Below are 23,854 nucleotides of genomic sequence, written 5' to 3' on the forward strand. Positions count from 1 at the left end.
GTCCGTGACACCATCCCCATCCCAGGCCCCGTCTCCCGCGGCCCCCTCGGCGTCCGTGCCCCCGGCGGCCCGGGGCGCCGCCCTGCCGGTCCGCAGGCGGGCCGACGGCGCGACCCTGGTCTGCTTCTTCGTCGTGGCCCTGTTGATCATCCCGGCCCGTCTCGTCTTCCGGGCGTTGCCGCTCTCGCTCACCCCGGCCAACTTCGCGGCCCTGGTCGCCACCCTGTGCTGGCTGTGCGCGCACTTCACCGTCACGCTGGGCATGGCGAAGGGCCGCACACCGGTGCGGACCGCGCTGTTCGTCTTCCTGACCGCGATGATGGCCACCTTCGGCTACGCCACCTACGGTTACCTGCCCGCCGACGAGCTCAACCTCGCCGACCACGCCCTCATCCTGCTGGTGGCCGGCGCCGGGCTCGCGCTCATGGTGTGCGACGGGGTCCGCGGTGTCGACCGCCTGGACTTCGTGCTCAAGGTCGTCGTGCTGGCCGGCGCGGCCATCGCGGTGATCGGGGCCTGCCAGTTCCTGTTCGAGCTGGACCTCACCCGCTACCTGGCGCTGCCCGGCCTCCGCTACACCTCGGAGGACGGGTTCATCAGCGCGAGGTCGGACTTCCGCCGGGTCGCCGCGACGACCGGCCACGCCATCGAGTTCGGCGTCGTGTGCGCGATGCTCCTGCCGCTCGCCGCCCACTACGGCTTCAAGGCCCGCGAACGCGGGGAGCCCGCCCTGCGCTGGTGGCTCTGCGCCGGTCTGATCGGGATGGGGCTGATGTTCTCGGTCTCCCGATCGGCGGTGCTGAGCCTGGGCGGCGTGGCGATCGTGCTGTTCCTCGGCTGGCCGGCGCGCCGGCGGATCCAGGCGCTGAGCGTCACGGTCGGGTTCCTGGTGCTGATGCGGATCATGGTGCCGGGGCTCATCGGCGCCTTCTACAGCCTGTTCGCGAACGTCGGCACCGACGACAGCGTCCGCTACCGCACGCACGACTACGAGGTCGCCGCCTACGAGGTCGCCAAGCATCTGTGGCTGGGACGCGGAGCCGGCACGTGGTACGCCCCCAAACACCAGGTCTTCGACAACCAGTACCTTCTCTCCGCGGTGGAGACCGGCCTGGTCGGCATCACCGCGATCGTCGCGATGTTCGTGTGCGGGATCTACTCCGGGCTCCGGGTCCGCCGTCTGAGCGCCGACCCCGGCACGCGCGACCTCGGGCTCACCCTGGCCGCCTGCCTGGTGGTCCCGCTGATCGGCGCGGCCACCTTCGACCTGCTCTCCTTCGCCACCGTCACGGGCCTGTCGTTCCTGCTGATCGGCGCCGCCGGGTCGCTGCTGAGGAGCACGGTCGCGGTGGCCGCCGAGCGGCCCCGTGAACCCGCGGCCCCCTGGCGGGCCCGGGTCGGCACCGCGACCAGGGGGTTGTTCCGCAGGCCCGGCGGGGCGGGCGGCTGACGCGCCACCCGCCCCGCCGGGGTCGTCACTTGCAGGGCAGCGGGCCGACGGTCGAGGTGATGCGGTAGTTCTTGTCGATCGTGACCAGCGTGTTTCCGGCCCAGTCGATCTTGGCGCAGTCGGACTCGACCGGCGCGTACTCCCAGGACTTGTCGACCAGTCTGTTGTCGCGCACGACCAGCTTCCCTCGGCCGTTCCTCAGCTGGATGCTGTAGGTGCCGCCCATGATGAGGTTGTTGGTGACGCTGGCGTTCACGATCTGGCTGTCGGTCAGGAAGATCGGCGCGGTGATGTCCTTGGCGTCGCGCTGGTCGACGGTGTTGTGGTCGAAGATCAGGTTTTCGCCGGTGTGGTAGGTCTGGATGCCGTCGGAGTGGTCGTCGGGGTTGGAGCACAGGTGGACGTAGGAGTCCCGGATGACCACGTCGTCTCCGGCGGCCCGGAAGCCGTCCCCGTGGTTGCGGATGTGCACGCGGAGCGCGGTGTACTTGTCCTGCCCGATGCCCGGCAGGGTCTCGCAGCCGGTGGGCGGTCCGACGGTCGAGTCGGTGATGGTGAACCGGAAGGTCTTGGGCCCGTTCGCGTTGATCACGGTGCCGTCGATCCGGCTGTTTCTGATCGTGACGTTGTCGGCGTGGATGAGCAGGTCACCCCGGATGTGCTTGCCGTCCAGCACGGCCCCCGGGCTGGTGACGCGGTAGGCGGCGTTGTCCTCGTTCAAGGCCAGCTCGGCGAGCTTCACGCCCGGCGGCACGCCGGTGCAGGCCGGAGTCGGATAGGCGCAGGCGCCGTCGTCCGGGATCGGGGAGTGCGAGGGGTCGACCGTCAGCGTCGGCAGGGGGGTGCTCCGGGTGGGTGTCGGAGAGGCTGTGGGCGTCGGGGGGACGGGGGGCGGGGTGCGCGTGACGGTCGGGCTGGGAGCCGGGGTGGCCGTCTCACTCGGGGTCGTGCTCGGCGTCGGCTCGGGGCTGCCGGGCAGGCTCGGCGTCGGCTCGATGGTGCTCGGACCCGGGGTGGCCTCGGGTTCCTGGCTCTCGCTCGTGGTCGCCGAGGGGGAGGGCGGCGGTTCCGGTGACGGGGTGTTGTGTCCCGGCGGGCGGTGGTGCCAGCGGAAGATGACGTCCACCCAGTAGTTGTAGCCCTTGGGGTTCGAGCGCCGGGGGAAGACGCTGCCGCCGTATCCGAACACCCCGGGGGTGCGGGTCGCCGTGGTCAGCGGGCCCGAGCGGGTGGCGCCGAAGCCCCGGCTGCCCACGTAGGTGCCGTTCTCGCTGTGGTAGGAGACCGTGTAGACCCGGGTGGCCTCCAGCCGTACCGGGGAGGCGAAGCGGGCCTCCTGCCAGCCCGAGGGCCTCTCCCCGGCGAACGAGACCTGTGCCAGGCGTCGTCCGCGGCTGTCCCAGAGGCTTCCGGTGTGCCTGCCCTTCTCTCCGCGCGCCTTGTAGAACCGCACTCCGGTCACCCAGCCGCCCTGGGCCGGGGTGAAGCGCATGCCCAGCTCTATGGGCGTGCGGTCGGCGTGCGCCGGCGCCTTCACCGTGGTGGCGGCCGACCAGAAACCGGTCTCCTTCGGTGCGCCGAGCTCCGAGCCGGACTCGGGCCGGGCCGCGGACGCCTGCCTCACCGTGACCTCGCCACGGTTGAGCAGCCAGACGGCCGGGACGGATATCGCCACAAGGGCAACGATCAGGATTGCTACCAGGCCTGGCTGCGACCTTCGACGGACGGGGTGGTCACCCGTACGTTTCTCGTCGCCGTGTGGGGGGTGCGTACTGGCCATTTCTCTGACCTCCGCGCCGATCGACGATCGGCTTGACGATGTGTCGTTCTGGTCCTCGTACGGAGGCCATTGTTGCGACTGAGGTCGTGGCCGGGCAGGGGTTTCGCGACTATTTCCCTGCAAGTGATATTAAATGACGATTGTCCTACTATGTCGCGACTTGCCTATTCGGTTGGGAGAAAAGCAACGGCCGGGCGCCGAAAAGGATTCGAATATGAAGATCAGCCTACACAGTTCAGCGGGCCGACGGTCGAGGTGACGCGGTACTTCTCGTCGATCGTCACCAGCGTGTTTCCGGCCCAGTCGATGGACGCGCAGTCGGCCGCGACCGGTCCGTAAGCCCAGGACTTGTCGACCAGTCTGTTGTCGCGCACCACGAGTCTTCCCCGCCCGTTCTGCACCTGAATGCTGTAGGTGCCGCCCATGACGAGGTTGTTGGTGACGCTGGCGTTCACGATCTGGCTGTCGGTCAGGAAGATCGGCGCGGTGATGTCCTTGGCGTCGCGCTGGTCGACGGTGTTGTGGTCGAAGATCAGATTTTTGCCGGTGTGGTAGGTCTGGATGCCGTCGGAGTGGTCGCCGGGGTTGGAGCACAGGTGGACGTAGGAGTCCCGGATGACCACGTCGTCTCCGGCGGCCCGGAAGCCGTCCCCGTGGCCGCGGACGTGCACGCGGAGCGCGGTGTACTTGTCCTGCCCGATGCCCGGCAGGGTCTGGCAGGTGTCGGCGCGGCCGACGGTCGAGTCGACGATGGTGAACCGGAAGGTCTTGGGTCCGGCGGCGTTGACGACCAGGCCGTCGATCCGGCTGTTCTTGATTGTGACGTCGTCGGCGTGGACGAGCAGGTCACCCGGGATGTGCACGCCGTCCAGCACGGTCCCCGGGGTCCTGACGCGGTAGGCGGCGTTGTCCTCGTTCAAGGCCAGCTCGGTGAGTTTCACGCCGGGTGGCACGCCGGTGCAGTCGGGGGCCGGATAGGCGGGACACCGCGCGGCGCCGGCCGCGGGGCCGCCTGTGGATCCGGCGGGGGGACCCTCCGCCGGACCTCCGGCGGAGGAGGCGGCGCATCCCGCCGCGAGCGTCATGGCGGCCGTCGAGAGGGCGGCGAGCAGTCTGGCCCATCGCATCGTCGTTCACTCCATCGCAGTCGGAATCGCAGGTGTCGTCGTATCGGTACCGCGGAGCCGCTCCCGCAATCGTGCCCACGATCCGGCCGACAGATCCCGCCCGCTGATCGCGGACACCGGCAGCGGCCAGTCGATCCGCAGTTCGGGGTCGTCGTAGCGGACCGACAGGTCCTCGGCCGGGTCGTGCTCGCGGTCGATGCGGTAACAGACGTCGGTCTGCTCGGTCAGCGCCTGGAAGCCGTGCAGCATGCCGGGGGGCACGTAGAGGGTGGTGAACGTCTCGTCGTCGAGCAGCACGGACGTCCGCTCGCCGAAGGTGGGCGAATCCGGGCGCGCGTCGATCAGCACGTCGTGCACCGCGCCGCGCGCGCAGCGCACCAGCTTCGCCTCGCCCCGGCCGGAGCGGCCGTGCATTCCGCGGATCGTGCCCCGCCGGGAGCGGGACTGGCTGTCCTGCACGAAACTCGCCGGGTCCAGCCCGAACCTCTCGGCGGTGACCCGGTCGAAGGTCCGGGTGAACAGCCCCCGGTCATCACGGTGCGGCGTCGGTATGAATAACAACACCCCGTCTATTCCGGTTCGTTCTACTCTCATGTCGTCAATCCTTCAGAGGTGATCGGGAGGCGTTCCGGTGAACGGCCCTGTGGATGAGGACGGCCCCGCGGACGAGGGCATTCCGGTGTCCGCCGCGAGTTCCGGCGGGCGACGGCCGGTCGTCGGCGTGGTCGTGCCGGCCCACAACGAGGAGGCCGTGATCGCGGGCGGTCTCGACCGGCTGCTCGCCGGCACCGCGCCCGGCGAGTTCGACGTGGTGGTGGTCGCCAACGCCTGCTCCGACCGGACGGCACAGGCCGCCAGGCGGGCCGGGGTGCGCGTCCTGGAGACACCCGTGCCGGGCAAGGCCAACGCGCTGCGGCTCGGCGACGAGGTCTGCCGGACCTTTCCGAGGGTGTACCTGGACGCCGACGTCGAGCTGGACGCCGGGGCGGTACGCGCGCTGGCCGCCGCGGCGGGCAGGCCCGGCGTGCTCGCCTGCGCCCCGGACTCGGTGCTGAACCTGGACGGGGTCGGCCGGATCGCCCGCCGCGTGCACACCGTGCAGGACCTGCTGGTCGCCCCGTTCCGCGCGCTGGCCGGGGTCGGGGTCTACGTCCTCACCGAGGAGGGGCACGCCAGGGTCTTCCCCATGCCGTCCGACGTGATCTCCGACGACGGCTGGGTGCACGGCAGCTTCGCCCCGCACGAGCGGGTCGTGGTGCCCGAGGCCCGCTCCGTGGTGCGCCCGCCCAAGACCGTCTCGGCGCACCTGAGGCGGCGGGTGAGGGTGCGCCTGGGCAACCGGCAGCTCGCCGTCCTGGGCCGGTCCGCGCCCGAGGGCCGCCTGCGGCTGAGCTCCCTGGGCGCCCTGGTGGCCGGGCGGCGGGTGAGCCCGCTCGACGCGGGCTGCTATCTCGCCGTCATGCTCCTGGACCGGGCGCTGACCCGGATACGCGCCTTCCGCGGGGGCGGGGTCCAGTGGGGCATGGACGTCGGCAGCCGGTCCCGCGCGGGCGGGTGACCCACCCGGCCCCGCCCCGCCGGGCCGTACGGCGCCGCCGGGCGGAAGCCGGGTCCGCTCAGGCACCGGCCCGCTCGGAGACGGTGTATATCCGGATCCAGTCGAACGGGCTGTCCGGCCGGGCCTTGCGCTTCGCCTTCAGCGTGCGCACGTGGTGGAAGCGGCCGGTGCTCAGCAGGAGGTCCTCCTCCGTCGGGTTGAGGTAGATCACCGTGACCGGGCGCGGGTTCCGGTCCACGGTCGCCAGCAGTCTCGTGATCACGGTGGCGAACGTCTCACCCCGGAAGGGGTTGTTGAGGAAGACCACGCTGACGTCCTCGGGGATCTCGTAGTCGAGCACGTCCGACTGGACGAGCTCGACGTTCTCGCAGCGGAGCCGGAGACGGGTGCCGATGATGTTCTGCCGGGCGATGTCGTTCAGCTCCCCGGACAGCTCGACCCCGATCACCTTCTTGAACGGGTACCGCCACGCGGCCTCCAGCACCATGCGTCCCATGCCGGAGCCCAGGTCGATGAAGACGTCGTTCTCGCCGACGGCACGCCTGGGCAGCGTGCGCCGCAGCAGCTGCCAGCTGGCCGCCACGTAGTCGACCCGCTCCTCACCGGCGAGCCCGAGCCGCGCGAGGCTCACCGTGTCCGAGGTCCGCACGCCGTACCGGCGCTCGAACAGCAGGCGGACGGCGCCGCTGCGCAGCCATCGATAGGGGCGCTGGAGCGGTCCCAGCACCGTGCCCACCGCAGTCGCCACGACCTCCACGGCCACTTCCAGCACGGTCGCGACGAGCTCCGCGGCCGTCTCCACGGCGGGTGTGATCTCTCCGCCGACGGCGACGGCCTGGAGAAGTGGGCCCATGGCAACCACCTTTCTCTGATCGGATGGGACGACCGGCCGGTTCTCTCCTCCCGGCGTCCCGTGAACTCTCTCCGGTCCTACCGGCTCACGGCCGCGTAGGCGGCCAGCAGCGCGCTCCTGGAACGCTCCCAGGACAGCGGGCCGCTGACGCGGGCCCGGCCGATCTCCCCCATCCGGTGACGCTCGTCGGGGTCGTCGAGCAGGCGGGCGATCAGCTTGGCGAACTCCGACTCGTCGTTGGCCGGCGCGTACACCGCGGCGTTCCCGGCCGAGACCCTGGCCTCCTTCAGGTCGAAGGAGACGATCGGACGGGACATCGCCATGTACTCCATGATCTTGTTCATGGTGGAGACGTCGTTGAGGGGGTTGAGCGGGTCGGGCGCCAGGCAGATGTCCGCCGCCGACAGGTAGCGCACCAGGTCCTTGTCCGGGATCCGGCCGGTGAACTCGACGCGGTCGGAGAGCCCCAGCCGGCGGGAGAGCGCGACCATGTCCTCGAAGGTGTCCCCGCTGCCGACGAACACCGCGTGCCAGTCCGTACGGCTCAGCTCGTCGCGGAGTCTGGCCAGTGAGCGCAGCGCGTAGTCCACGCCGTCCTGCGGGCCCATCACGCCCAGGTAGCACAGCAGGTGCGGCTTGCCCCGCCTGAGCGACTCCTCGACGGGAACCTGGTGGAAGCGCTCGACCGCGGGCGCGCTGCGCACCACGAACACCTCCTCGGGCTTCTTGCCGCCCCGGTTGACCGCGACGTCGCGGTAGCTCTCGTTGGTCGCGATGACCACGTCGGCCACCCGGTAGGTGAGCTGTTCGAGCCGGCACACGGCCCGGTAGAGGAGGTCCTTGCCCCGGTCGAAGCGGGACAGGTAGAGCTCGGGAACGAGGTCGTGCTGGTCGAACACGAACCGCGCGCCGTGCCGCTTGAGCATCAGCGCCACCAGGAACAGCAGATCCGGCGGGTTGCAGGCGTGCACGACGTCCACGGGGCCGATCCGCCGGGCCAGCCGGAAGGTGTGCCAGAGCGCCGAGCCGTACTCCCGCAGATAGCCGAGCGGCCCGCCGGTCGCGGCCCGCAGGGGATAGCGATAGATCTTCACCCCGTCTATCTCGATCCGCGGCTCGGTGTCCCGCTTGGTGCCGAGAGGGCAGATGACGTGCACCTCCCATCCGGCGTCGCGCAGCGTGGTGCTCTCCTGCCACACCCGCCGGTCGAACGGGACGGAGAGGTTCTCGACGAGAATGAGTGCTTTACCAGCCAAGGCCCACGTATCCAGGGTGTGCCCGGCGCGTGTCGGCGTCGGGGAGTCGGACGAGATCGATGATTGTGCGGTCTTCCGCGCCGTCGAGCGCGCTCAGCACGGCCGGATCCTGGCAGCCGACGACGCAGACGTCGGCGTGCGCGAGCACGTCGTCGGCGGAGTTGGTCAGCAGGTCGCCCAGGTGCGGCAACCTGCTCTCCATGTAGTCCCTGTTGGCTCCCATCAAGCGTGACAGGGTGACGTTGGCGTCGTAGATGCGCAGGTCGAAGCCCTTGCCGAGCAGGCGCTCCGCCAGCTCCACCAGCGGGCTCTCCCGCAGGTCGTCGGTGCCCGGCTTGAACGACAGCCCGAACAGCCCGACCTTGCGGCTGCCCGCCGCGGCCACCAGCTCGAAGGCGCGCCGCAGGTGGTCCTCGTTGGACGGCAGGACGTGCGAGAGCAGCGGCACCGAGACGTCGGCCTGCCGGGCCGCGTAGACCAGGCCCCTGAGATCCTTGGGCAGGCACGAGCCGCCGAAGGCGAACCCGGGGCGCAGGTAGGCCGTGCTGATGTTGAGCTTGCGGTCGGCGAGGAAGACGTCCATGACCCGGTGCGAGTCCAGGCCGAGCGCCTGGCAGATCGCCCCGATCTCGTTCGCGAAGCCGATCTTCAGGCCGTGGAAGGCGTTGTCGGCGTACTTCGTCATCTCGGCCACCGCCACCGGCACCCGGAAGACCTCGCCGGGCAGCCCCTCGTACAGCGCGGCGACCGGGTCGCCGCTCGCCGCGTCGAACTCGCCGATGACCGTCTTGGGCGGCTCGAAGAAGTCGCGCACGCTCGTGCCCTCGCGGAGGAACTCCGGGTTCACCGCCACGCCGAACCCGGTTCCGGCGGTCAGCCCCGACGCCCGCTCAAGGATCGGGACGAGCAGGTCGGTGCAGGTGCCGGGGAGCATGGTGCTGCGGAAGACGACCGTGTGCCGCCCCTCCTTGGCCGCCAGCGCCCGGCCGATCTCCTCGGCCACCCGCTCCAGGTAGACGGTGGACAGGCTGCCGTTCGAGGCGGACGGCGTGCCCACGCAGACCAGGGAGATCTCGGTCGCGCCGACGGCCTCGGCGACGTCGGTGGTGGCCCGCAGCGCGCCGCTCCGCACCACCTCGGAGGTCAGCTCGCCGATCCGCTCCTCAACGACGGGCGCCTGCCCGCGGGCGATGAGTTCGACCTTGAGCGGATTGACGTCTACCCCGATCACCTCGTGCCCGCTGGCCGCAAGACAGGCCGCGGAAACGCAGCCGACATAGCCGAGCCCGAACACGCTGATTCTCATTTGTGTTTTGCCTCCGTCGCGTCACGTGCCGTTTGGTCGTGAGGCAGGAGGAACGCTTTCTCAAGCCTCGTCTGACTCATCCGCCGGCCGGATGACTTATTGTGATCACTGCGATTTCGAGAAGCAATTATCGCCGGAAATTCCGGATGCGATCAACGGTTCAACATCCGGAATCCACGGGCAATCCTTCGCAGGGCGGGGCCGAGCGCGGACGACTTGGCCGCGTCGATCACGGAGGTGCGAGCGCGCCGTAGTGCCTGCAAGGCGGAGCTGCGCGTCACGATTCCCTGGCACACCAGCGTTTCGCCGGTCTTGGCGCGTCGTTTGTATTCGTCCTCACCCCGGCCGAGGTCGATGCGGGTGATTCCGAGGGCGGGAGCGGCGGCGACGAGTTCGCGCAGCAGCATCCACCCGGGGGAAAGATTCGCGAAGGCGGGATCGTAGACCGGAAACCACCAGTGCAGCACCTTTCCGGAACGTAATCCGAAATGCGCCGCGATCAGATGCGGACCGGCGTGCAGAGTGGACAGCACACCGCCGAAGGCGGAGTCGCGGGTGTGCAGCAGTCGCGTCAGCAGTTCACGGCGATCCGGTTCGGCGAAATAGTCCCTGGCCCCGGTGGCGGCGTACTGCCCGCGTTTGAGCTCCACCACCCGGGCCAGTGCCTCCCGGTCGAGTGAGTCGGCGACGAACCGCACCGTGCCGTGGGTCCGCTCCGTCTTCGCGATACGGCGGCGGGCCTGCCCCATGTTGTCCTTGCCGCTCCGTGACACGCGGCCCAGATATCCCTCCAGGCCGCCGGAGACGTCCAGGAACGGCGACGGGCGGCGCGACTCCACCCACGGCTCGAAGCCGGGGTGGCCCTCGATGAGATGGTCGAACGCGAAGCCGCGGACCCCGCCGGTGAGCAGGCTCAGCGGGGAGAAGGAGGAGCCGGGGGCCAGTACCGGCCCCTGGAAGTCCGCCGCGGGCCAGCCCGCGGGCCTGATCAGCGACCGCTCACGGTGATGGGGCAGCAGGGCCAGCACCCGGCCCGCCCGGTCCCTGCCCACCGCGACCCGCACCCGGCGCCCACTGGCGTGCACGGCCGCGGCGAAGCCGGGGTGGAAGTAGGGGCTGTCCAGCAGCGGATTGGCCGCCCGCAGCAGATGCCAGGCGTCGAGTTCCTCCGTGCCGAGCGCCTCGAACCCGACCGTCCTCATCGCCGTGGGCCGGTCGGGTTCACCGGCACCCGGCTCGCCGACCGTCTCGCTCGCGGGCATGCTCATCGTTGTCCCTCCTCGGGAGGCCGGGTCAGTCCGCGAGCTTCTGGAGCCGGCGTGACGGCCGCAGGAGCGCCATGACCGAGGCTCTTGAGGTGCGGCGCCCCGCGAGCGCGCGTACCGTCTCGCCGAGCATGACCGCGAGATAGTAGGCGAACGAGGCGAGAGTGCCCCGGCGCCGGTGGAAAAGCGCCACCTTGTTGACGGTGAGCAGCGCGGCGAGGGTGGGATTGACGCCGGAGTCGCCGCCGATGTGCTCGACCAGCGCCGTCGGCTCGTACCAGAACATCCAGCCGTGGTCTCTGGCGCGCAGCGCGAACTCGGTCTCCTCGCTGTAGAGCAGGAAGGACTCGTCCCACGCGCCGATCTCCTTGATGGTCTTGGTCGAGACGAGCATGGCCGCGCCGGTCGCCCAGGCCACGAAACCGGCTCTGCCGTACTCGCGAGGGTCGGTGACCATCTCTCCCAGGGTGCCGATCCGGCCCGCGAGGTTCCCGCCGATCACCGCCTCGGCCAGCGCCCTGCCCACGGTGGGCATCCTGCGCAGCGAGGGCTGCAGGCTGCCGTCGGGGTTGAGCAGCCGGGGCGCGGCGATGCCGCACCCCGGCCGCCGCAGCGCCTCGGCGAGCGGGAGGATCGAGCCCGGCCGCAGCCTGCAGTCGGGGTTGATCACCATGACGGCGTCGAGGTCCTCGATGTCCAGGACGTCGATGCCGGCGTTGACCGCCGCGGCGTAGCCGGCGTTCCGCCCCACCTGGACGATCCGCATCGGAAGGCCGGTCGCCTCCCCGGCGAGCTTGAGCGACTCGTCCTTCGAGGCGTTGTCGGCTACCACGACGTGCGCGAGATGGACGCCCCGTGCTCCGTCCCCCAGGGAGCGCAGACACCCTTCGAGCACCTGCGCGCTGTTGTAGGTGACGATCACTATGGCGATCCGGGGGGTACCAGGCGTCATATACCGGTCATCCTCATATGCGGGTCATCTCCGACGGCAGGGGGCTGTTACCTCGTTCCAAAGCGTGGTCGTGACTCCGGCCCTCAGCCACGGACACGCTTGAACGCCCTCGCGGCGAGCCGCCGGGCGCGCAGGGACAGAGAGGGGGCACCGTTCAGGACGTCCGAGATCCAGGCGGCGTCAAGGTCACGGCGGAGGCTGTCACGCGACTGCAGCCAGGTGCCCGGCTGGGCGCGACCGCCGTCGCTGGTGTAGGCGCACGTCACCCGCGCCCGGCGCATCATGCCGAGCACGCGTCTGTCGTAGGAGCCGAAGGGGATGGCCACCCTCGACACCTGCCGTCCGGTGAGCTCGCTGAGGAGCCGGTGGGAGTCGGTGAACTCCTGGTCCACCTGCTCAGGGGTCAGCTTCCGCCAGTCACGGTGCGCCCAGCCGTGCGAGCCGACCCGCATACCCGCGCCCACCAGCTCCCTGACCCCGTCCGAGTCCAGCCTGCCCGGCTCACCGAGCAGTCCGGCCGGCACGAAGAACTCCGCGGTGAGACCGCGTTCCAGCAGCCGGGGGAGGGCGATCTCCACATCCGACGAGTTGCCGTCGTCGAAGGTGATGTGGACGTCCTGGCGGCCCACCACCGCGTCGAGCACCTGCTCGAACTGCTCCACGCCGACCCAGAAGTCGCCCTCGCCCGGGTCCAGCTCGTGGCTGATCGGACCGATCCCGTGCACCGTGAGATTGACGACCGACTGCACCAGCACCCTCGTTTCTGGTCCGGCACTCCGACGGAGGGAGTGGTGCCCGCACGATGTCTGATTCCCGATTGATATCGGGTTCCAGAGCGTCTCGTTACAGGCTTTTTCCCGTAAAGACGGTTGATCGCCTCGGAACCGTCGCGCCGGAGGTCGTCCGGGCACTTCGCCGCACGAGGAGCGGCCCCGGACGGCTCGGCTAACCCGCCGGGTGCGTCCCGAGCCGGTCGGCGTACCAGGCCGCGGTGAGCCGGAGCCCCTCCTCCAGCCCGACCTCGGGACACCAGCCGAGCGTCTCGGCGGCGGACGTGATGTCGGCGATCCGCGCGCTGTCCAGCGGCCGGTCGGAGATCGCGCCGTACCGGGGGCGAGGCGAACCGCCGACGATCCGGCTCAGCAGCTCCACGGTGTCCCGGATGGACGTCCGCGTCCCCGTGCCGATGTCGAAGCTCCGCCCGGCCGCCTGAGGGGTCGTGCCCGCGGCGAGGAAGGCGTCGACCACGTCGTCGACGTAGACCCAGTCCAGCTGGCGTGTCCCGCTGCTGAGACGGGGCTCCTCACCGCGGAGCAGCGCGAGCGTCACGTACGGCACCAGCTTCGTGATGTCCTGCTGGCCCGGCCCGTAGACCATGCCGATCCGCAGGGTGGTCACCGAGACGTCCCACAGCTCGTGGAACATCCGCGCGTAGCCGCCGGCGGCCCATTTGGCGACCGCGTAGGGCGAGGACGGGGTCGTCTCACCGTCACCCGGCCGCGGCTCCTCAAGCGAGCCGGCGAGCACCACCCGGGTGCCCGGCATGTCGGTGACGGTGGTCAGCAGGTTGACCACGCCGGCGAGGTTGCTCTCCAGCATCGGCCGGACGAGCCGGGGGTCCCGGGCGCCGGCGACCTCGCTGGCGAGGTGGAACACGACGGCGGGCCGGGTGGAAAGGAGGAGGCGTTCGATCGCCTCGGGGTCGCTGACGTCGGCGACGTGCCAGGTCTCCCCGGGGCCGCCTCCCTCCCTGGGGCTGCGGCTGACCGCGTGCACCAGCGCGCCGAGCGCGCCCAGACGCCGCACCAGGTGGGCCCCTATGAAGCCGGTGGCGCCCGTCACCAGCACGGATGCTCCATGCCAGCCGTGCCCCTCCTGACGCCGGACGAGGGTTTCGGTGGATGCCGGCGCGGTAAGCATGGGCGTTCTCCTCGTGGGTGTGACGAGTTCCGTCGGATGCTCTGGTCGGCGGCTCCCGGCTGGCAGGTCCGCGCGTGTCATAGCTTGTCGGACCAATAGCCATGGATCGTGTTAATTTCCCGAAAAAGCAACGGGGCCGCTCGGATGAGCGGCCCCGTGGTCTTCGTGTGATCAGTCGATGCGCCAGGTGTCTCCGGCCAGCAGCAGGTCGTCCAGGTCACCGGGGCCGCCCCGGTCGACGGCCTCCGTCAGCTGCCCGGCCATCAGCTCGTCGTAGGAGGGGCGTTCGACGGAGCGGAAGACGCCGATCGGGACGTGCTCGAAGGCGGGCTCGTCCAGGCGGGAGAGCGCGAAGGCCAGGGAGGGGTCGGGGCGGTGGGCGTCGTGGAGGAGGATCTCGTCCTCGCCCACCGTGGAGCGCGGGACGACCTCGATGCCGCCGTCGGCGGCGCGCCGTACCGCCTTGGAGGCCGAGACGATCGGCCGGCCGTGCTCCAGGCGCAGGGTGACGTCGTCGCGCTGCTCGGGGTCCTTCAGCGGGTCGAAGGCGTTGTCGTTGAAGATGTTGCAGTTCTGGTAGATCTCGACCAGGGAGGTGCCGCGGTGGGCGGCGGCCTCGCGCAGCACCGACTGCAGGTGCTTGCGGTCGGAGTCGATGGTCCTGGCCACGAAGGAGGCCTCGGCGCCGATCGCCAGTGAGATCGGGTTGAACGGCCTGTCCAGCGAGCCCATCGGGGTGGACTTGGTGATCTTGCCGATCTCGGAGGTGGGGGAGTACTGACCCTTGGTCAGGCCGTAGATGCGGTTGTTGAACAGCAGGATGTTCAGGTTGACGTTGCGGCGCAGCGCGTGGATCAGGTGGTTGCCGCCGATGGAGAGCGCGTCGCCGTCACCGGTGATCACCCAGACCGACAGGTCGGGGCGGGAGGCGGCCAGGCCGGTGGCGATCGCCGGGGCGCGGCCGTGGATGGAGTGGAACCCGTAGGTGTTCATGTAGTACGGGAACCGGGACGAGCAGCCGATGCCCGAGACGAACACCATGTTCTCGCGCTTGAGGCCGAGCTCGGGGACGAACGACTGGACCGCGGCCAGGATGGCGTAGTCGCCGCAGCCGGGGCACCAGCGGACCTCCTGGTCGGACTTGAAGTCCTTCATCCCCAGCTTGACGTCGGTCTTCGGGACCAGGGACAGCCCCCGGCCGTTGCCGATGGTCTCACTCACTGTCGATCACGTCCTGGATCACGCCGGCCAGCTCCTCGGCCTTGAACGGAAGACCGCGCACGCGGTTGTAGCTGATGATGTCGACCAGGAAGCGGGCGCGGAGCAGCAGCGCGAGCTGGCCGAGGTTGATCTCGGGGAGCAGCACCCTGTCGTAGGAGCGCAGCACCTCGCCGGTGTTGGCCGGCAGCGGGTTGAGGTGACGCAGGTGGGCCTGGGCGACCTTGCCGCCGGCCTTCCTGATCCGCCGTACCGCGGCCGCGATCGGGCCGTAGGTGGAGCCCCAGCCGATGACCAGCACGCGGGCGTCCCCGTCGAGGTCGTCCACCTCCAGCGGCGGGATGTCCCGGGCGATCCCGTCGATCTTGGCCTGGCGGAGCCGGACCATCCGGTCGTGGTTGCCGGGGTCGTAGGAGATGTTGCCGGTGCCCTCGGCCTTCTCGATGCCGCCGATCCGGTGCTCCAGGCCCGCGGTGCCCGGGATGGCCCAGGGCCGGGCGAGGGTCTCGGCGTCCCGCTTGAACGGCAGGAAGGTCACCCCGTCCTCGCCGTTCGGCGCGTCGGCGAACGCGGTGGTGATGTCCGGCAGATCGGCCGCGCCGGGCACCCGCCACGGCTCGGAGCCGTTGGCCAGGTAGCCGTCGGAGAGCAGCATGACCGGGGTGCGGTACTTCACCGCGATCCGGGCCGCCTCGATGGCCGCGTCGAAGCAGTCGGACGGGGTGGACGGCGCCACGATCGGCACCGGCGACTCGCCGTTGCGGCCGTACATGGCCATCAGCAGGTCGGTCTGCTCGGTCTTGGTGGGCATGCCGGTGCTCGGCCCGGCCCGCTGCACGTCCACCACGATCAGCGGCAGCTCGGTGGTCACCGCCAGGCCGACGGTCTCGGCCTTGAGCGCGACCCCGGGGCCACTGGTGGTGGTGACGCCCAGCGCGCCGCCGAAGGCCGCCCCCAGGGCGGCGCCGACGCCCGCGATCTCGTCTTCGGCCTGGAAGGTGCGGATGCCGAACCGCTTGTGCCTGGAGAGCTCGTGCAGGATGTCGGAGGCCGGGGTGATCGGGTAGGAGCCGAGGAAGAGCGGCAGCCTCGACTGCACGGAGGCGGCGATCAGGCCGTAGGCGAGCGCCTGGTTCCCGGAGATGTTCCGGTAGACGCCGGGGAGGAGCCTGGCCGGCTTGACCTCGTAGGAGACCGAGAAGGACTCGGTGGTCTCGCCGTAGTTCCAGCCCGCCTGGAAGGCCGCGATGTTGGCCTTGGCGATGTCCGGGCTCTTGGCGAACTTGTTCTCCAGGAACTTGATCGTCGCCTCGGTCGGCCGGTGGTAGAGCCAGCTCAGCAGGCCGAGGGCGAACATGTTCTTGGAGCGCTCGGCGTCCTTCTTGGAGAGGGCGAAGCCCTCCAGGGCCCTGACCGTCAGCGAGGTCAGCGGCACCCGGTGCACCCGCCACTCGGCGAGCGAGTCGTCCTCAAGCGGGTCGCCCTCGTAGCCCACCTTCTGCAGGTTGCGCCGGGTGAACTCGTCGGTGTTGGCGATGATGTCGGCCCCGCGCGGCAGGTCGCCGAGGTTGGCCTTCAGCGCGGCGGGGTTCATGGCGACCAGGACGTTGGGGGCGTCGCCGGGGGTGAGGATGTCGTGGTCGGCGAAGTGGAGCTGGAAGCTCGACACGCCGGGCAGGGTCCCCGCGGGGGCGCGGATCTCGGCGGGGAAGTTGGGAAGGGTCGACAGGTCGTTGCCGAACTCCGCCGTCCCGGCCGTGAATCGATCACCGGTCAGCTGCATGCCGTCGCCGGAGTCGCCGGCGAACCGGATGATCACGCGGTCGAGTTGCTGAACCTGCTTGGTCACAGCTCAGTCCTCCTCGACGCGACTGGGCGCCGTTGATGTTGGCACGTTCTCAGTTCCATGCTAGATCCCTCGGAGTAACGCGTGGTCTTTCGCGTTCCACTCGGCGGAAGAGTGTGACGTAAGTCGCAGATCCTCGGCGGCCGCTGAGTTGGAGTGTGGGGCGGGCGGTGCGAGCCGCGGCCGGATGACATGGCCGCTGCGGGGTCACGATCGCGAGCGGTTGGCCCAACACAGAGCGGCGGCGAGCCGGCACAGGTCCACGTGCAGACGGCCGAAGAGGACGGTTAGGGTCACGTTGCCTAACTATATGTCCCGCCGGGCGGCCAGGTTCATCGGCTCGGGCCATGTGCTCATAACTCCTGGCCACGACAGTCCCGGCCCCCGGCCCCCGGCCACGGCACCGTCGGCTCCCGATCACGGCTCTCCCGGTCACGGCGCTGCCGGCTTCCGATCACGGCTCTCCCGGTCATGGCGCCGCCGGCCGCGGAGGCGCCGGCTAGGGCCTCGCCGGTCTGCCCGGTGCCGCGGGGCCGCCCTCGGAGCCGTAGATCCCGCCGGCCCGCATCCCCTGCGAGCCGTACAGCTCGGGGACGGTCACGAAGGTGTAGCCCTTGCGTCCCAGACGTCGCAGGATGTCCGGGGTCGCCTCGACGGCCGAGTCGCGGACGTCGTGCAGCAGGATGACCGATCCCCGTCCGGCCCCGGCGACGGCCCGGTCGGCGACGGTCCTCGCGTCCGCGCCGCGCTCGTCCCCGGTGTCCACGCTCCAGCCGACCAGCGTCAGGCCCAGCCTGCCCGCGACGGAGGCGGTCCGGCCGTCGGTCACGCCGTACGGCGGGCGCAGCAGGCCGGGCGCCTGCCCGATCGCCCGGGTGATCGCGCACTGGGCCCGGTCGATCTGGTCGGTGGCCTTGCTGTCGGTGAGGGCGGTCAGGTCGCGGTGGGACCAGGTGTGGTTGCCCACCAGGTGTCCCTCCCGCATCATCCGCCTGAGCAGCTCGGGGTGGGCGGAGGCGTTGGTGCCGGTGCTGAAGAAGGTGGCCCTGGCGCGGTGTCCGCCGAGGATGTCCAGCAGCCGTCCGGTGCCCGGCCCCGGCCCGTCGTCGTAGGTGAGCGCCACGCACTTGGCCTTGGCGCAGTCCACGCTGCCCGCCTGCGAGCTCTCCGCCCGGGGCCTGGGGGCCGACGTCTCCCTGATGGTCCGCTGCGGGGAGACGGCGCCCATCCCGGCCACCGCCTTCACGGCCGCCCGCTGCGCCCGCACCCCGGTCGCCGACAGCAGCGGCCCGACCTCGGAGGCGGGTACGGCCACCGCCACCCGGCCGTGGGAGGCCGAGGCCACCTGGTGGTCGTCGAACTCCACGACGAGGTCGCCGCGCGGGTTGAAGGCCAGGGAGTCGAACAGCTCCGCCTCAGGCCCGATCGCGCCCGGGTTCACCTCGGGCCTTGAGCCGGCCAGCCGCCCCTTGACGAGCACGGCCAGCTCGGCCAGCTCGGGACGGCCCCGGAGCAGGGCGTCGGAGTCCAGGGCGCGCCTGTCCACCCGGTCGTACCAGACGGTGGTGCGGGACTCCACCCAGTCGGCCCCGGCCGACCGGCCGATGCGCAGCCGTACCCCGATCACCTGGCTGGACACGGCGGCGAGCTGCCAGTCGACGTTGAACTCGGGGTGGGCGGGGGAGACGGTCTCCCAGGCCTTCTCCCCGGGGGCGTTTCCCAGGATGCCGTGGTTGAACCGGTCGAGCCATTCGGCCACCGTACGCTGGAGTTTCCCGGTGAGGCGGGGGGCGCCTTCGAGCGAGGGGTACACGGCGTGCACACGCTGGTCACCGGGGCCGCCTCCGGTTACGGTATGTACATTCAGCCCGTTCACCTGGGATGGATCCCCATAGTTGATCATCGTGGGTTCCGACGGGACGAGGTCTTCCGCACTGGAGGACGCGGTGGTCGGGCCGCACCCGGCGACCGTGGCGGCGAAGATCGCGATTCCTCCGGCGAATCGCATAATGGGCATAGATGTAACGCTATATGTGATATAGCACACTTTACTGCCCCTTGGGACGAAAGGTGCGGAGGTTTGGACTATGTCGGGTTTGGCGGTTCCGCTGGGTGACGGAGACGGCGGATTCCGCTACGGCTGGTGCGAGGGAGGCTCAGGCGAAGAGACCTCCGGGCCCTCGGCGCCGCCGGCCCGTCCGGCCCCTTCGACACATCCAGCGCGTTCGATACGCCCGGCGGCGGAGGGCCCGTGAACGGATACTTCGGCTCCTACGCGGTGGTCCTCGCCCTGTTCGCGCTCGGGGTGGCGATCGTGGCCGGGATGCTGTTCGCCAACCGGATGCTCCGCCCCACCCATTCGACCCCCGACAAGCTGCTCACCTACGAGTGCGGCGTCGACCCGGTCGGCGCCGGGTGGGCCCAGTCGCAGGTCCGCTACTACGTCTTCACCTACCTCTACGTGGTGTTCGCGGTGGACGCCGTCTTCCTCTTCCCCTGGGCCCTGGTCTTCGACGCCCCCGGGTTCGGGACGACCACCCTGGTGGAGATGTTCGTCTTCCTGGGCTTCATCGCCCTCGGCATCCTGTACGCCTGGCGCAAACGCGTGCTCGTCTGGACCTGACGGCCGACTTCGGAGGAGACGGGAGGAGAATGGGTGTCATGGCAGACCTTCCGATGCCCACTCTGGGGCCGGTCTCCCGGCTGGCCCCCAAGCCCATGCGCTTCATCCTCAACTGGGGGCGGCGCTACTCGTTGTGGGCGTTCAACTTCGGCCTGGCCTGCTGCGCGATCGAGTTCATCGCGACCTCGATGAGCCGGCACGACTTCATCAGGTTCGGGGTCATCCCGTTCGCCAACGGCCCCCGTCAGGCCGACCTGATGATCGTCTCCGGCACGGTGACCGACAAGATGGCCCCCGCGGTCAAGCGGCTGTACGAGCAGATGCCCGACCCGAAGTACGTGATCTCCTTCGGCGCCTGCTCCAACTCCGGCGGACCCTACTGGGACTCCTACTGCGTGACCAAGGGCGTCGACCAGATCATTCCGGTGGACGTCTACGTCCCCGGCTGCCCGCCCCGGCCCGAGGCCCTGCTCCACGGCATCATGATGCTCCAGGAGAAGATCGCCGCGGAGAACCTGGGGGAGCGGTATGCCTGACCTCGCGGACGGCCGGGCGCGAGACCGGCAGGCGGTCGTCGCCGCGATCCGGGAACGGTACGGCACGCGCGCCGAGGTGTCGGAGTCGTTCGGGGAGACCACCGCGACCGTCCAGGCCGGCGACTGGATCGACCTGCTGACCTTCGCCCGCTCCCGGGGGTACGAGTTCTTCGACTGGCTGACCGCGGTGGACGACCCGCCGGACGGGTTCGGGGTCGTCGCCCACGTGTTCGACCCCGTCTCACACGGACGTCTGCTGCTGCGCACCCGGGTGCCGCGCGCCGAGCCCCGGCTGCCCAGCGCCGTCGGCGTCTTCCGGGGCGCCGACTGGCACGAGCGTGAGACCTTCGAGATGTTCGGCGTGATCTTCGAGGGGCACCCGAACCTGGTCCCGCTGCTGCTGCCGGAGGGCTTCGAGGGTTTTCCGCTGCGCAAGGACTTCGTGCTGGCCGCCCGGGTCGCCAAGGCGTGGCCCGGGGCCAAGGAGCCCGGCGAGTCCGACCACGGCTCGCCGAGCCGCCGTAAGACGCTCCCGCCGGGTGTGCCCGCCGACTGGGGCCGTGACGACGGCCGGGACGCCCGCTGATCGGAGGATGTGATCATGGCCGAGGTGCTCGACGTCGCCGTCCGGCTCGTTGTGATCGTCGCGGCCTTCCTGGTGCTGCCGCTGATCGCCGGGCAGGCCGAGCACAAGGTCATGGCCCACATGCAGGGACGCCTCGGCCCGATGTACGCCGGGGGCTTCCACGGCTGGGCCCAGCTGATCGCCGACGGGGTCAAGTTCGCCCAGAAGGAGGACGTGGTGCCGGCCGCCGCCGACCGGCGGGTCTTCGTCCTCGCGCCGGGCGTGGCGCTGATCCCCTACCTCGTGGTGATGGTGGTCATCCCCGTCGGTCCCGGCCTGGCCGGGGTGGACCTGGACGCCGGGCTGTTCTTCATCCTGGCCGTGATGGGGGTCGGCGTGCTCGGCTCGATCATGGCCGGGTGGTCGTCGGGCAACAAGTACTCCCTGCTGGGCGGGGTGCGTTCGGCCGCCCAGCTCATGGCCTACGAGCTGCCACTGGTCCTCGCCGCCTCCAGCGTCGCGATGGCGGCGGGCACGCTCTCCCTGCAGGGCATCGTGGAGTCCTGGCAGTGGTGGTGGCTGCCCTGGCAGGCGATCGGCGGCGTGGTCTTCTTCACCGCGGGGCTCGCCGAGCTGCGCCGCCCGCCGTTCGACATGCCGATCGCGGACTCCGAGATCATCATGGGCCCGATGACCGAGTACACCGGGATCAGGTTCGCCCTGTTCATGCTGGCCGAGTACGCCGGGATCATCGTGATCGCCGCGCTCACCGCCACGCTGTTCCTGGGCGGCTGGCACGGCCCTCTCCTGCCGGGACCCGCGTGGATGCTCGTCAAGGTGTTCCTCCTGGTGTTCGTGGTGATCTGGGTCCGGGTGAGCTACCCCCGGCTCCGTGAGGACCAGCTCCAGAAGCTCGCCTGGGTCGGCCTGGTGCCGCTGGCGCTGGTCCAGCTCGCGCTGACCGGAGTCGTCAAGGTCCTCACCGGGTGACCCGTCCGGGGGGCGGATGCGGCCTGACCGGAGTCCGTATCGGCCGGTCGGCCGATGTTCGAAGCGCGCGCACCGGGCATGGAGGACGAGGAGAGGTGCGGTGACCACGTACCTTTGCCGGGAAGCGGGAAAGTGGCCTGTTCGCCGCGCCGGTGTGGCGAGTGGTGCCGCCGACCCGACCGGCGCCGGTGAACCACACGCGGCCCGGTGAACACTCGTGGTCACCGCACCGGGTGACATCGGCGGCCAAGGACGGAACACATGACCCTCACGCTTGCCGTGGACAACGGCGACCTGGTCGTCGAGGTGCCGGAACATCCACCGGCACGGCTGCCCCTCGCCGGCCCGGACAGGGCGAGCACGCTGCTCTTCTTCGGTTACCCCGGCCGGGGCAGGACGAGGTACGGCCTGGCGGTGCTGGACGACTCCGGCCTGGTGATGCTGGAGGCGCCGGGCTCCCGCTCGCGCCGCGAGGTGGAGGCGTTCGCCACCGGCAGCGGCCTGACGTTCGAGCTCCGGCGGTTCGCCACCGGGGAGGAGGCCAGGACGGCGCTCGCCCGCAGATCGCCCGCCTGGCGCGCGGTGACCTGGCGCCGGTCGCCCTCCGCCCTGCCCCGGCTGCGGGTGCCCGGGGTGCGGAGCCTGCGGCCGCCCAGGGGGTCGCCGAGGGTCTGGTGGCGCGAGCAGCTGCTCTACGGGCTCATGTGGCTGGTGCTCGCCTACGGCGTCGCCTTCGTGACGCTGGTCGTTCTGAACATGAGGAACCCCGGCGGTGACGTCAGCCGGGGGATGGGCGTGCTCGGGGTCGCCGCCCTGGTGCTGGCCGGGCTGACCGTCCTGGGCGCCGGTGTCGTGGTCGGGATCGGCCGGAGGCGGGCCCGTCACCGGTCCGCCGACGGCCGCGTGCTCGGACGGCGGGGCGAGCCCCACTGCCGCCTGGTGGCCGTGCACGGCCGGTTGCTGCTGGAGACCGCGCGCCGGACCCGCGAGATCGACGCGTCCAGGCTGCTGCTCTACTCGGCCGACCCCGGAATGACCGGCCTGGTGGTCGGGGACGGCCTGCTCCACCTGCCGGGGCACTGGGACCACGAGGAGACGGACCGCTTCGCCGTACGGAACGGGCTGGAGCTGGAGACCCGGACGCTGACCCGTCAGGAGTATCTCGACCTGACGGCCCGGGTGAGGGACGCGGTGCCCTAATGCACGATCCGCAGCATGATGTCGGCGGCCGTGGGCCGGTTGCCGGGGTGCTTGTCCAGGCACGCGGCGGCCAGTGGGCGCAGTGACGGGGGCAGGGCCGTCAGGTCGGGGTGGTGATTGATCACACGGTTGAGGATCGCGGGAATGGTGTCGTCACCGAAGGCGGCACGGCCGGAGGCCGAGAAGATCATGGTGGCCGCCCAGCTGAACACGTCGGTCTCCGGGCCGATCGCACCTCCGCCGAGCTGTTCGGGGGACATGTAGGCGGGGGTGCCCATGATGTTGCCCGAGGTCGCGGTGACCTGGTCGAGCGCGCGGGCGATGCCGAAGTCGATCACGCGTGGCCCGTCGGCGCCGATCAGCACGTTGGCCGGTTTGAAATCCCGGTGCACCACGCCCGCTCGGTGGATCGCGGCCAGCGCGCCCGCCGTGGACAGCGCCAGCCGGGTCAGGCCGTCCTCGTCGCGCGGCCCCTGGTCGCGGACGAGCTGCTCCAGTGAGACGCCGTCCACGTACTCGCTGACGATGTACGCCTGGTCGTCGGTGATGTTCACGTCGAGCACCCGGGCGGTGGAGAAGGTCGCCACCTTGCGCGTCGCCTCCACCTCCCGCAGGAATCGCTCCCGGACCACCCGGTTGCCGGTGAGGTGCTGGTGCAGGACCTTGATCGCCACTTTCCGCCCCTGCGGGGTGAGGGCCAGGTGGACCGTGCCCTGACCGCCCTTCCCCAGGTTGCCGATCAGCCGGTACGGCCCCAGCCAGTCCTGGGGCGTATGCGACGACCGGGTGTGGCCGGGGTGGGCGGGAGCCGGTGGGTGGCCCGCCGGCGCGTGGGTCGCCTGCGTGTGCCGGGGGCGGTTCCAGGTGTGGTGGGGCTGGTGCGTGTTCGAGGGGAGGGTGGGGGCGGTCGGGTACGGCGCGGCCTGAGACGCGGCGGGGACGGGGAAGGGGCCCTGGAGGGGGTGCTGCCCGGGGAAGGGCGGCGGTCCCTGGAACACCGGCGTGTCCTGCCGGAACACCGCGCCCCTGATGATCAGCGCGTGGCCCAGCCCGCCGAGCCAGCTGCCGAACAGCCCGATCATCATGACGGTGTCCAGCCAGACCGGGATCCGGTCGGAGTCGCCGTAGACCCCGGCGCCGACGACGAACACCCCGGCGCTGAGGCCGTAGAGGACGGTGGCGAGGGCCAGCATCGGGCTCCGCAGCCGACGGGCCGCGTGGCCCATGATGAACGGCGTCCCCAGACCGCAGGTGAACAGCGGGACCAATGTCCACGCCACGCTCAATCCCGTGTTGGATCGCTGGGGCGGCCGGCTCTGCCAGGCGGGACCGTACTGGTGGGACATGTGGCGAAGAATACGTATTTCTAGGGTTTCCTGCAGTCACCTTCGCGGGTGATTCCGTTGCCG

The 23,854-nt window shown here is 70.5% G+C and carries 22 protein-coding genes; 7 read left to right on the top strand and 15 right to left on the bottom strand.

Annotation, left to right across the window (positions count from 1 at the left end):
- Positions 1–4: 4 nt before the first annotated feature.
- Entirely contained in the window at positions 5–1,450 is a 1,446-nt protein-coding gene (locus ACWEF2_RS07165; protein ID WP_453812712.1) for an O-antigen ligase family protein, read from the top strand.
- Positions 1,451–1,475: 25 nt separating this feature from the next.
- Here the strand turns inward: ACWEF2_RS07165 and ACWEF2_RS07170 are convergent, their stop codons facing one another.
- The 3 genes from ACWEF2_RS07170 to ACWEF2_RS07180 all read right to left on the bottom strand — a co-directional run bounded on the left by ACWEF2_RS07170 (position 1,476) and on the right by ACWEF2_RS07180 (position 4,951).
- Entirely contained in the window at positions 1,476–3,125 is a 1,650-nt protein-coding gene (locus tag ACWEF2_RS07170; protein WP_453812714.1) for a DUF4082 domain-containing protein, read from the bottom strand.
- 326 nt (positions 3,126–3,451) lie between these two features.
- Positions 3,452–4,357 carry a right-handed parallel beta-helix repeat-containing protein gene (locus ACWEF2_RS07175; RefSeq protein ID WP_453812716.1) on the bottom strand — a complete coding sequence of 302 codons (906 nt, stop codon included), beginning with the start codon at positions 4,355–4,357 and terminating at the stop codon, positions 3,452–3,454.
- Positions 4,358–4,363: 6 nt separating this feature from the next.
- Positions 4,364–4,951 (bottom strand): dTDP-4-dehydrorhamnose 3,5-epimerase family protein, encoded by a 588-nt coding sequence (locus ACWEF2_RS07180; RefSeq protein WP_453812718.1) that lies wholly within the window; start codon positions 4,949–4,951, stop codon positions 4,364–4,366.
- A 37-nt stretch (positions 4,952–4,988) separates the two neighbouring features.
- On the opposite strand from ACWEF2_RS07180, the gene ACWEF2_RS07185 reads away from it, so the two are divergent.
- Positions 4,989–5,915: a glycosyltransferase gene (locus tag ACWEF2_RS07185; RefSeq protein WP_453812720.1), complete on the top strand. Its 927-nt coding sequence runs from the start codon at positions 4,989–4,991 to the stop codon at positions 5,913–5,915.
- Between the two features lie 58 nt (positions 5,916–5,973).
- Here ACWEF2_RS07185 and ACWEF2_RS07190 read toward each other — a convergent pair whose 3' ends face one another.
- The 11 genes from ACWEF2_RS07190 to ACWEF2_RS07240 all read right to left on the bottom strand — a co-directional run bounded on the left by ACWEF2_RS07190 (position 5,974) and on the right by ACWEF2_RS07240 (position 18,548).
- Positions 5,974–6,768: a class I SAM-dependent methyltransferase gene (locus ACWEF2_RS07190; protein ID WP_453812722.1), complete on the bottom strand. Its 795-nt coding sequence runs from the start codon at positions 6,766–6,768 to the stop codon at positions 5,974–5,976.
- Between the two features lie 77 nt (positions 6,769–6,845).
- Positions 6,846–8,024 carry a glycosyltransferase family 4 protein gene (locus ACWEF2_RS07195; RefSeq protein ID WP_453812724.1) on the bottom strand — a complete coding sequence of 393 codons (1,179 nt, stop codon included), beginning with the start codon at positions 8,022–8,024 and terminating at the stop codon, positions 6,846–6,848.
- Positions 8,014–9,330: a nucleotide sugar dehydrogenase gene (locus tag ACWEF2_RS07200; RefSeq protein WP_355594611.1), complete on the bottom strand. Its 1,317-nt coding sequence runs from the start codon at positions 9,328–9,330 to the stop codon at positions 8,014–8,016. Before ACWEF2_RS07200 ends, ACWEF2_RS07195 begins: the two co-directional genes overlap by 11 nt.
- Positions 9,331–9,482: 152 nt before the next feature.
- On the bottom strand, positions 9,483–10,598 hold the full coding sequence (locus tag ACWEF2_RS07205) for a GNAT family N-acetyltransferase (protein WP_453812727.1): 1,116 nt from the start codon (positions 10,596–10,598) through the stop codon (positions 9,483–9,485).
- A gap of 25 nt (positions 10,599–10,623) precedes the next feature.
- Positions 10,624–11,547 carry a glycosyltransferase family 2 protein gene (locus ACWEF2_RS07210; protein ID WP_453812729.1) on the bottom strand — a complete coding sequence of 308 codons (924 nt, stop codon included), beginning with the start codon at positions 11,545–11,547 and terminating at the stop codon, positions 10,624–10,626.
- A gap of 83 nt (positions 11,548–11,630) precedes the next feature.
- The gene (locus ACWEF2_RS07215; RefSeq protein ID WP_453812731.1) at positions 11,631–12,296 is read right to left on the bottom strand and encodes a polysaccharide deacetylase family protein; all 666 of its coding nucleotides are present in this window, start codon (positions 12,294–12,296) and stop codon (positions 11,631–11,633) included.
- A 196-nt stretch (positions 12,297–12,492) separates the two neighbouring features.
- Positions 12,493–13,467 carry an NAD-dependent epimerase/dehydratase family protein gene (locus ACWEF2_RS07220; protein WP_453812733.1) on the bottom strand — a complete coding sequence of 325 codons (975 nt, stop codon included), beginning with the start codon at positions 13,465–13,467 and terminating at the stop codon, positions 12,493–12,495.
- A 171-nt stretch (positions 13,468–13,638) separates the two neighbouring features.
- Complete coding sequence (locus tag ACWEF2_RS07225; protein ID WP_453812735.1) at positions 13,639–14,688, bottom strand: 2-oxoacid:ferredoxin oxidoreductase subunit beta; 1,050 nt, start codon at positions 14,686–14,688, stop codon at positions 13,639–13,641.
- On the bottom strand, positions 14,681–16,534 hold the full coding sequence (locus tag ACWEF2_RS07230; RefSeq protein WP_453812737.1) for a 2-oxoacid:acceptor oxidoreductase subunit alpha: 1,854 nt from the start codon (positions 16,532–16,534) through the stop codon (positions 14,681–14,683). Before ACWEF2_RS07230 ends, ACWEF2_RS07225 begins: the two co-directional genes overlap by 8 nt.
- A gap of 204 nt (positions 16,535–16,738) precedes the next feature.
- Positions 16,739–16,828, bottom strand: a complete 90-nt coding sequence (locus ACWEF2_RS07235; protein ID WP_355594626.1) for a putative leader peptide — start codon at positions 16,826–16,828, stop codon at positions 16,739–16,741.
- Positions 16,829–17,030: 202 nt separating this feature from the next.
- Positions 17,031–18,548 (bottom strand): polysaccharide deacetylase family protein, encoded by a 1,518-nt coding sequence (locus ACWEF2_RS07240; protein ID WP_453812740.1) that lies wholly within the window; start codon positions 18,546–18,548, stop codon positions 17,031–17,033.
- Between the two features lie 234 nt (positions 18,549–18,782).
- Here ACWEF2_RS07240 and ACWEF2_RS07245 point away from each other — a divergent pair, with 234 nt between their 5' ends.
- The 5 genes from ACWEF2_RS07245 (at position 18,783) to ACWEF2_RS07265 (ending at position 22,445) form a co-directional block, all read left to right on the top strand.
- Positions 18,783–19,154 (top strand): NADH-quinone oxidoreductase subunit A, encoded by a 372-nt coding sequence (locus ACWEF2_RS07245; protein ID WP_355594630.1) that lies wholly within the window; start codon positions 18,783–18,785, stop codon positions 19,152–19,154.
- A gap of 38 nt (positions 19,155–19,192) precedes the next feature.
- The gene (locus ACWEF2_RS07250) at positions 19,193–19,690 is read left to right on the top strand and encodes an NADH-quinone oxidoreductase subunit B (protein ID WP_453812742.1); all 498 of its coding nucleotides are present in this window, start codon (positions 19,193–19,195) and stop codon (positions 19,688–19,690) included.
- A complete protein-coding gene (locus ACWEF2_RS07255; RefSeq protein WP_453812744.1) occupies positions 19,683–20,276 on the top strand; it encodes an NADH-quinone oxidoreductase subunit C in 594 nt (197 codons plus the stop codon). Before ACWEF2_RS07250 ends, ACWEF2_RS07255 begins: the two co-directional genes overlap by 8 nt.
- A gap of 15 nt (positions 20,277–20,291) precedes the next feature.
- Positions 20,292–21,245 carry an NADH-quinone oxidoreductase subunit NuoH gene (nuoH, locus tag ACWEF2_RS07260; protein WP_453812746.1) on the top strand — a complete coding sequence of 318 codons (954 nt, stop codon included), beginning with the start codon at positions 20,292–20,294 and terminating at the stop codon, positions 21,243–21,245.
- Positions 21,246–21,506: 261 nt separating this feature from the next.
- On the top strand, positions 21,507–22,445 hold the full coding sequence (locus tag ACWEF2_RS07265) for a hypothetical protein (RefSeq protein ID WP_453812748.1): 939 nt from the start codon (positions 21,507–21,509) through the stop codon (positions 22,443–22,445).
- On the opposite strand, the gene ACWEF2_RS07270 is transcribed toward ACWEF2_RS07265, so the two are convergent.
- Positions 22,442–23,725 (bottom strand): serine/threonine-protein kinase, encoded by a 1,284-nt coding sequence (locus tag ACWEF2_RS07270; RefSeq protein WP_453812750.1) that lies wholly within the window; start codon positions 23,723–23,725, stop codon positions 22,442–22,444. The two genes, ACWEF2_RS07265 and ACWEF2_RS07270, sit on opposite strands and share 4 nt — an antisense overlap.
- Between the last annotated feature and the right edge of the window lie 129 nt (positions 23,726–23,854).

This window comes from Streptosporangium sp. NPDC004631, from assembly GCF_053601935.1.

Coding starts and splice junctions, on each gene's coding strand:
- ACWEF2_RS07175 (WP_453812716.1), bottom strand. CDS start 4,357: ATGCGATGGGCCAGACTGCTCGCCGCCCTCTCGACGGCCGCCATGACG.
- ACWEF2_RS07180 (WP_453812718.1), bottom strand. CDS start 4,951: ATGAGAGTAGAACGAACCGGAATAGACGGGGTGTTGTTATTCATACCG.
- ACWEF2_RS07190 (WP_453812722.1), bottom strand. CDS start 6,768: ATGGGCCCACTTCTCCAGGCCGTCGCCGTCGGCGGAGAGATCACACCC.
- ACWEF2_RS07200 (WP_355594611.1), bottom strand. CDS start 9,330: ATGAGAATCAGCGTGTTCGGGCTCGGCTATGTCGGCTGCGTTTCCGCG.
- ACWEF2_RS07205 (WP_453812727.1), bottom strand. CDS start 10,598: ATGAGCATGCCCGCGAGCGAGACGGTCGGCGAGCCGGGTGCCGGTGAA.
- ACWEF2_RS07210 (WP_453812729.1), bottom strand. CDS start 11,547: ATGACGCCTGGTACCCCCCGGATCGCCATAGTGATCGTCACCTACAAC.
- ACWEF2_RS07220 (WP_453812733.1), bottom strand. CDS start 13,467: ATGCTTACCGCGCCGGCATCCACCGAAACCCTCGTCCGGCGTCAGGAG.
- ACWEF2_RS07240 (WP_453812740.1), bottom strand. CDS start 18,548: ATGCCCATTATGCGATTCGCCGGAGGAATCGCGATCTTCGCCGCCACG.
- ACWEF2_RS07250 (WP_453812742.1), top strand. CDS start 19,193: ATGGCAGACCTTCCGATGCCCACTCTGGGGCCGGTCTCCCGGCTGGCC.
- ACWEF2_RS07255 (WP_453812744.1), top strand. CDS start 19,683: ATGCCTGACCTCGCGGACGGCCGGGCGCGAGACCGGCAGGCGGTCGTC.
- nuoH (WP_453812746.1), top strand. CDS start 20,292: ATGGCCGAGGTGCTCGACGTCGCCGTCCGGCTCGTTGTGATCGTCGCG.
- ACWEF2_RS07265 (WP_453812748.1), top strand. CDS start 21,507: ATGACCCTCACGCTTGCCGTGGACAACGGCGACCTGGTCGTCGAGGTG.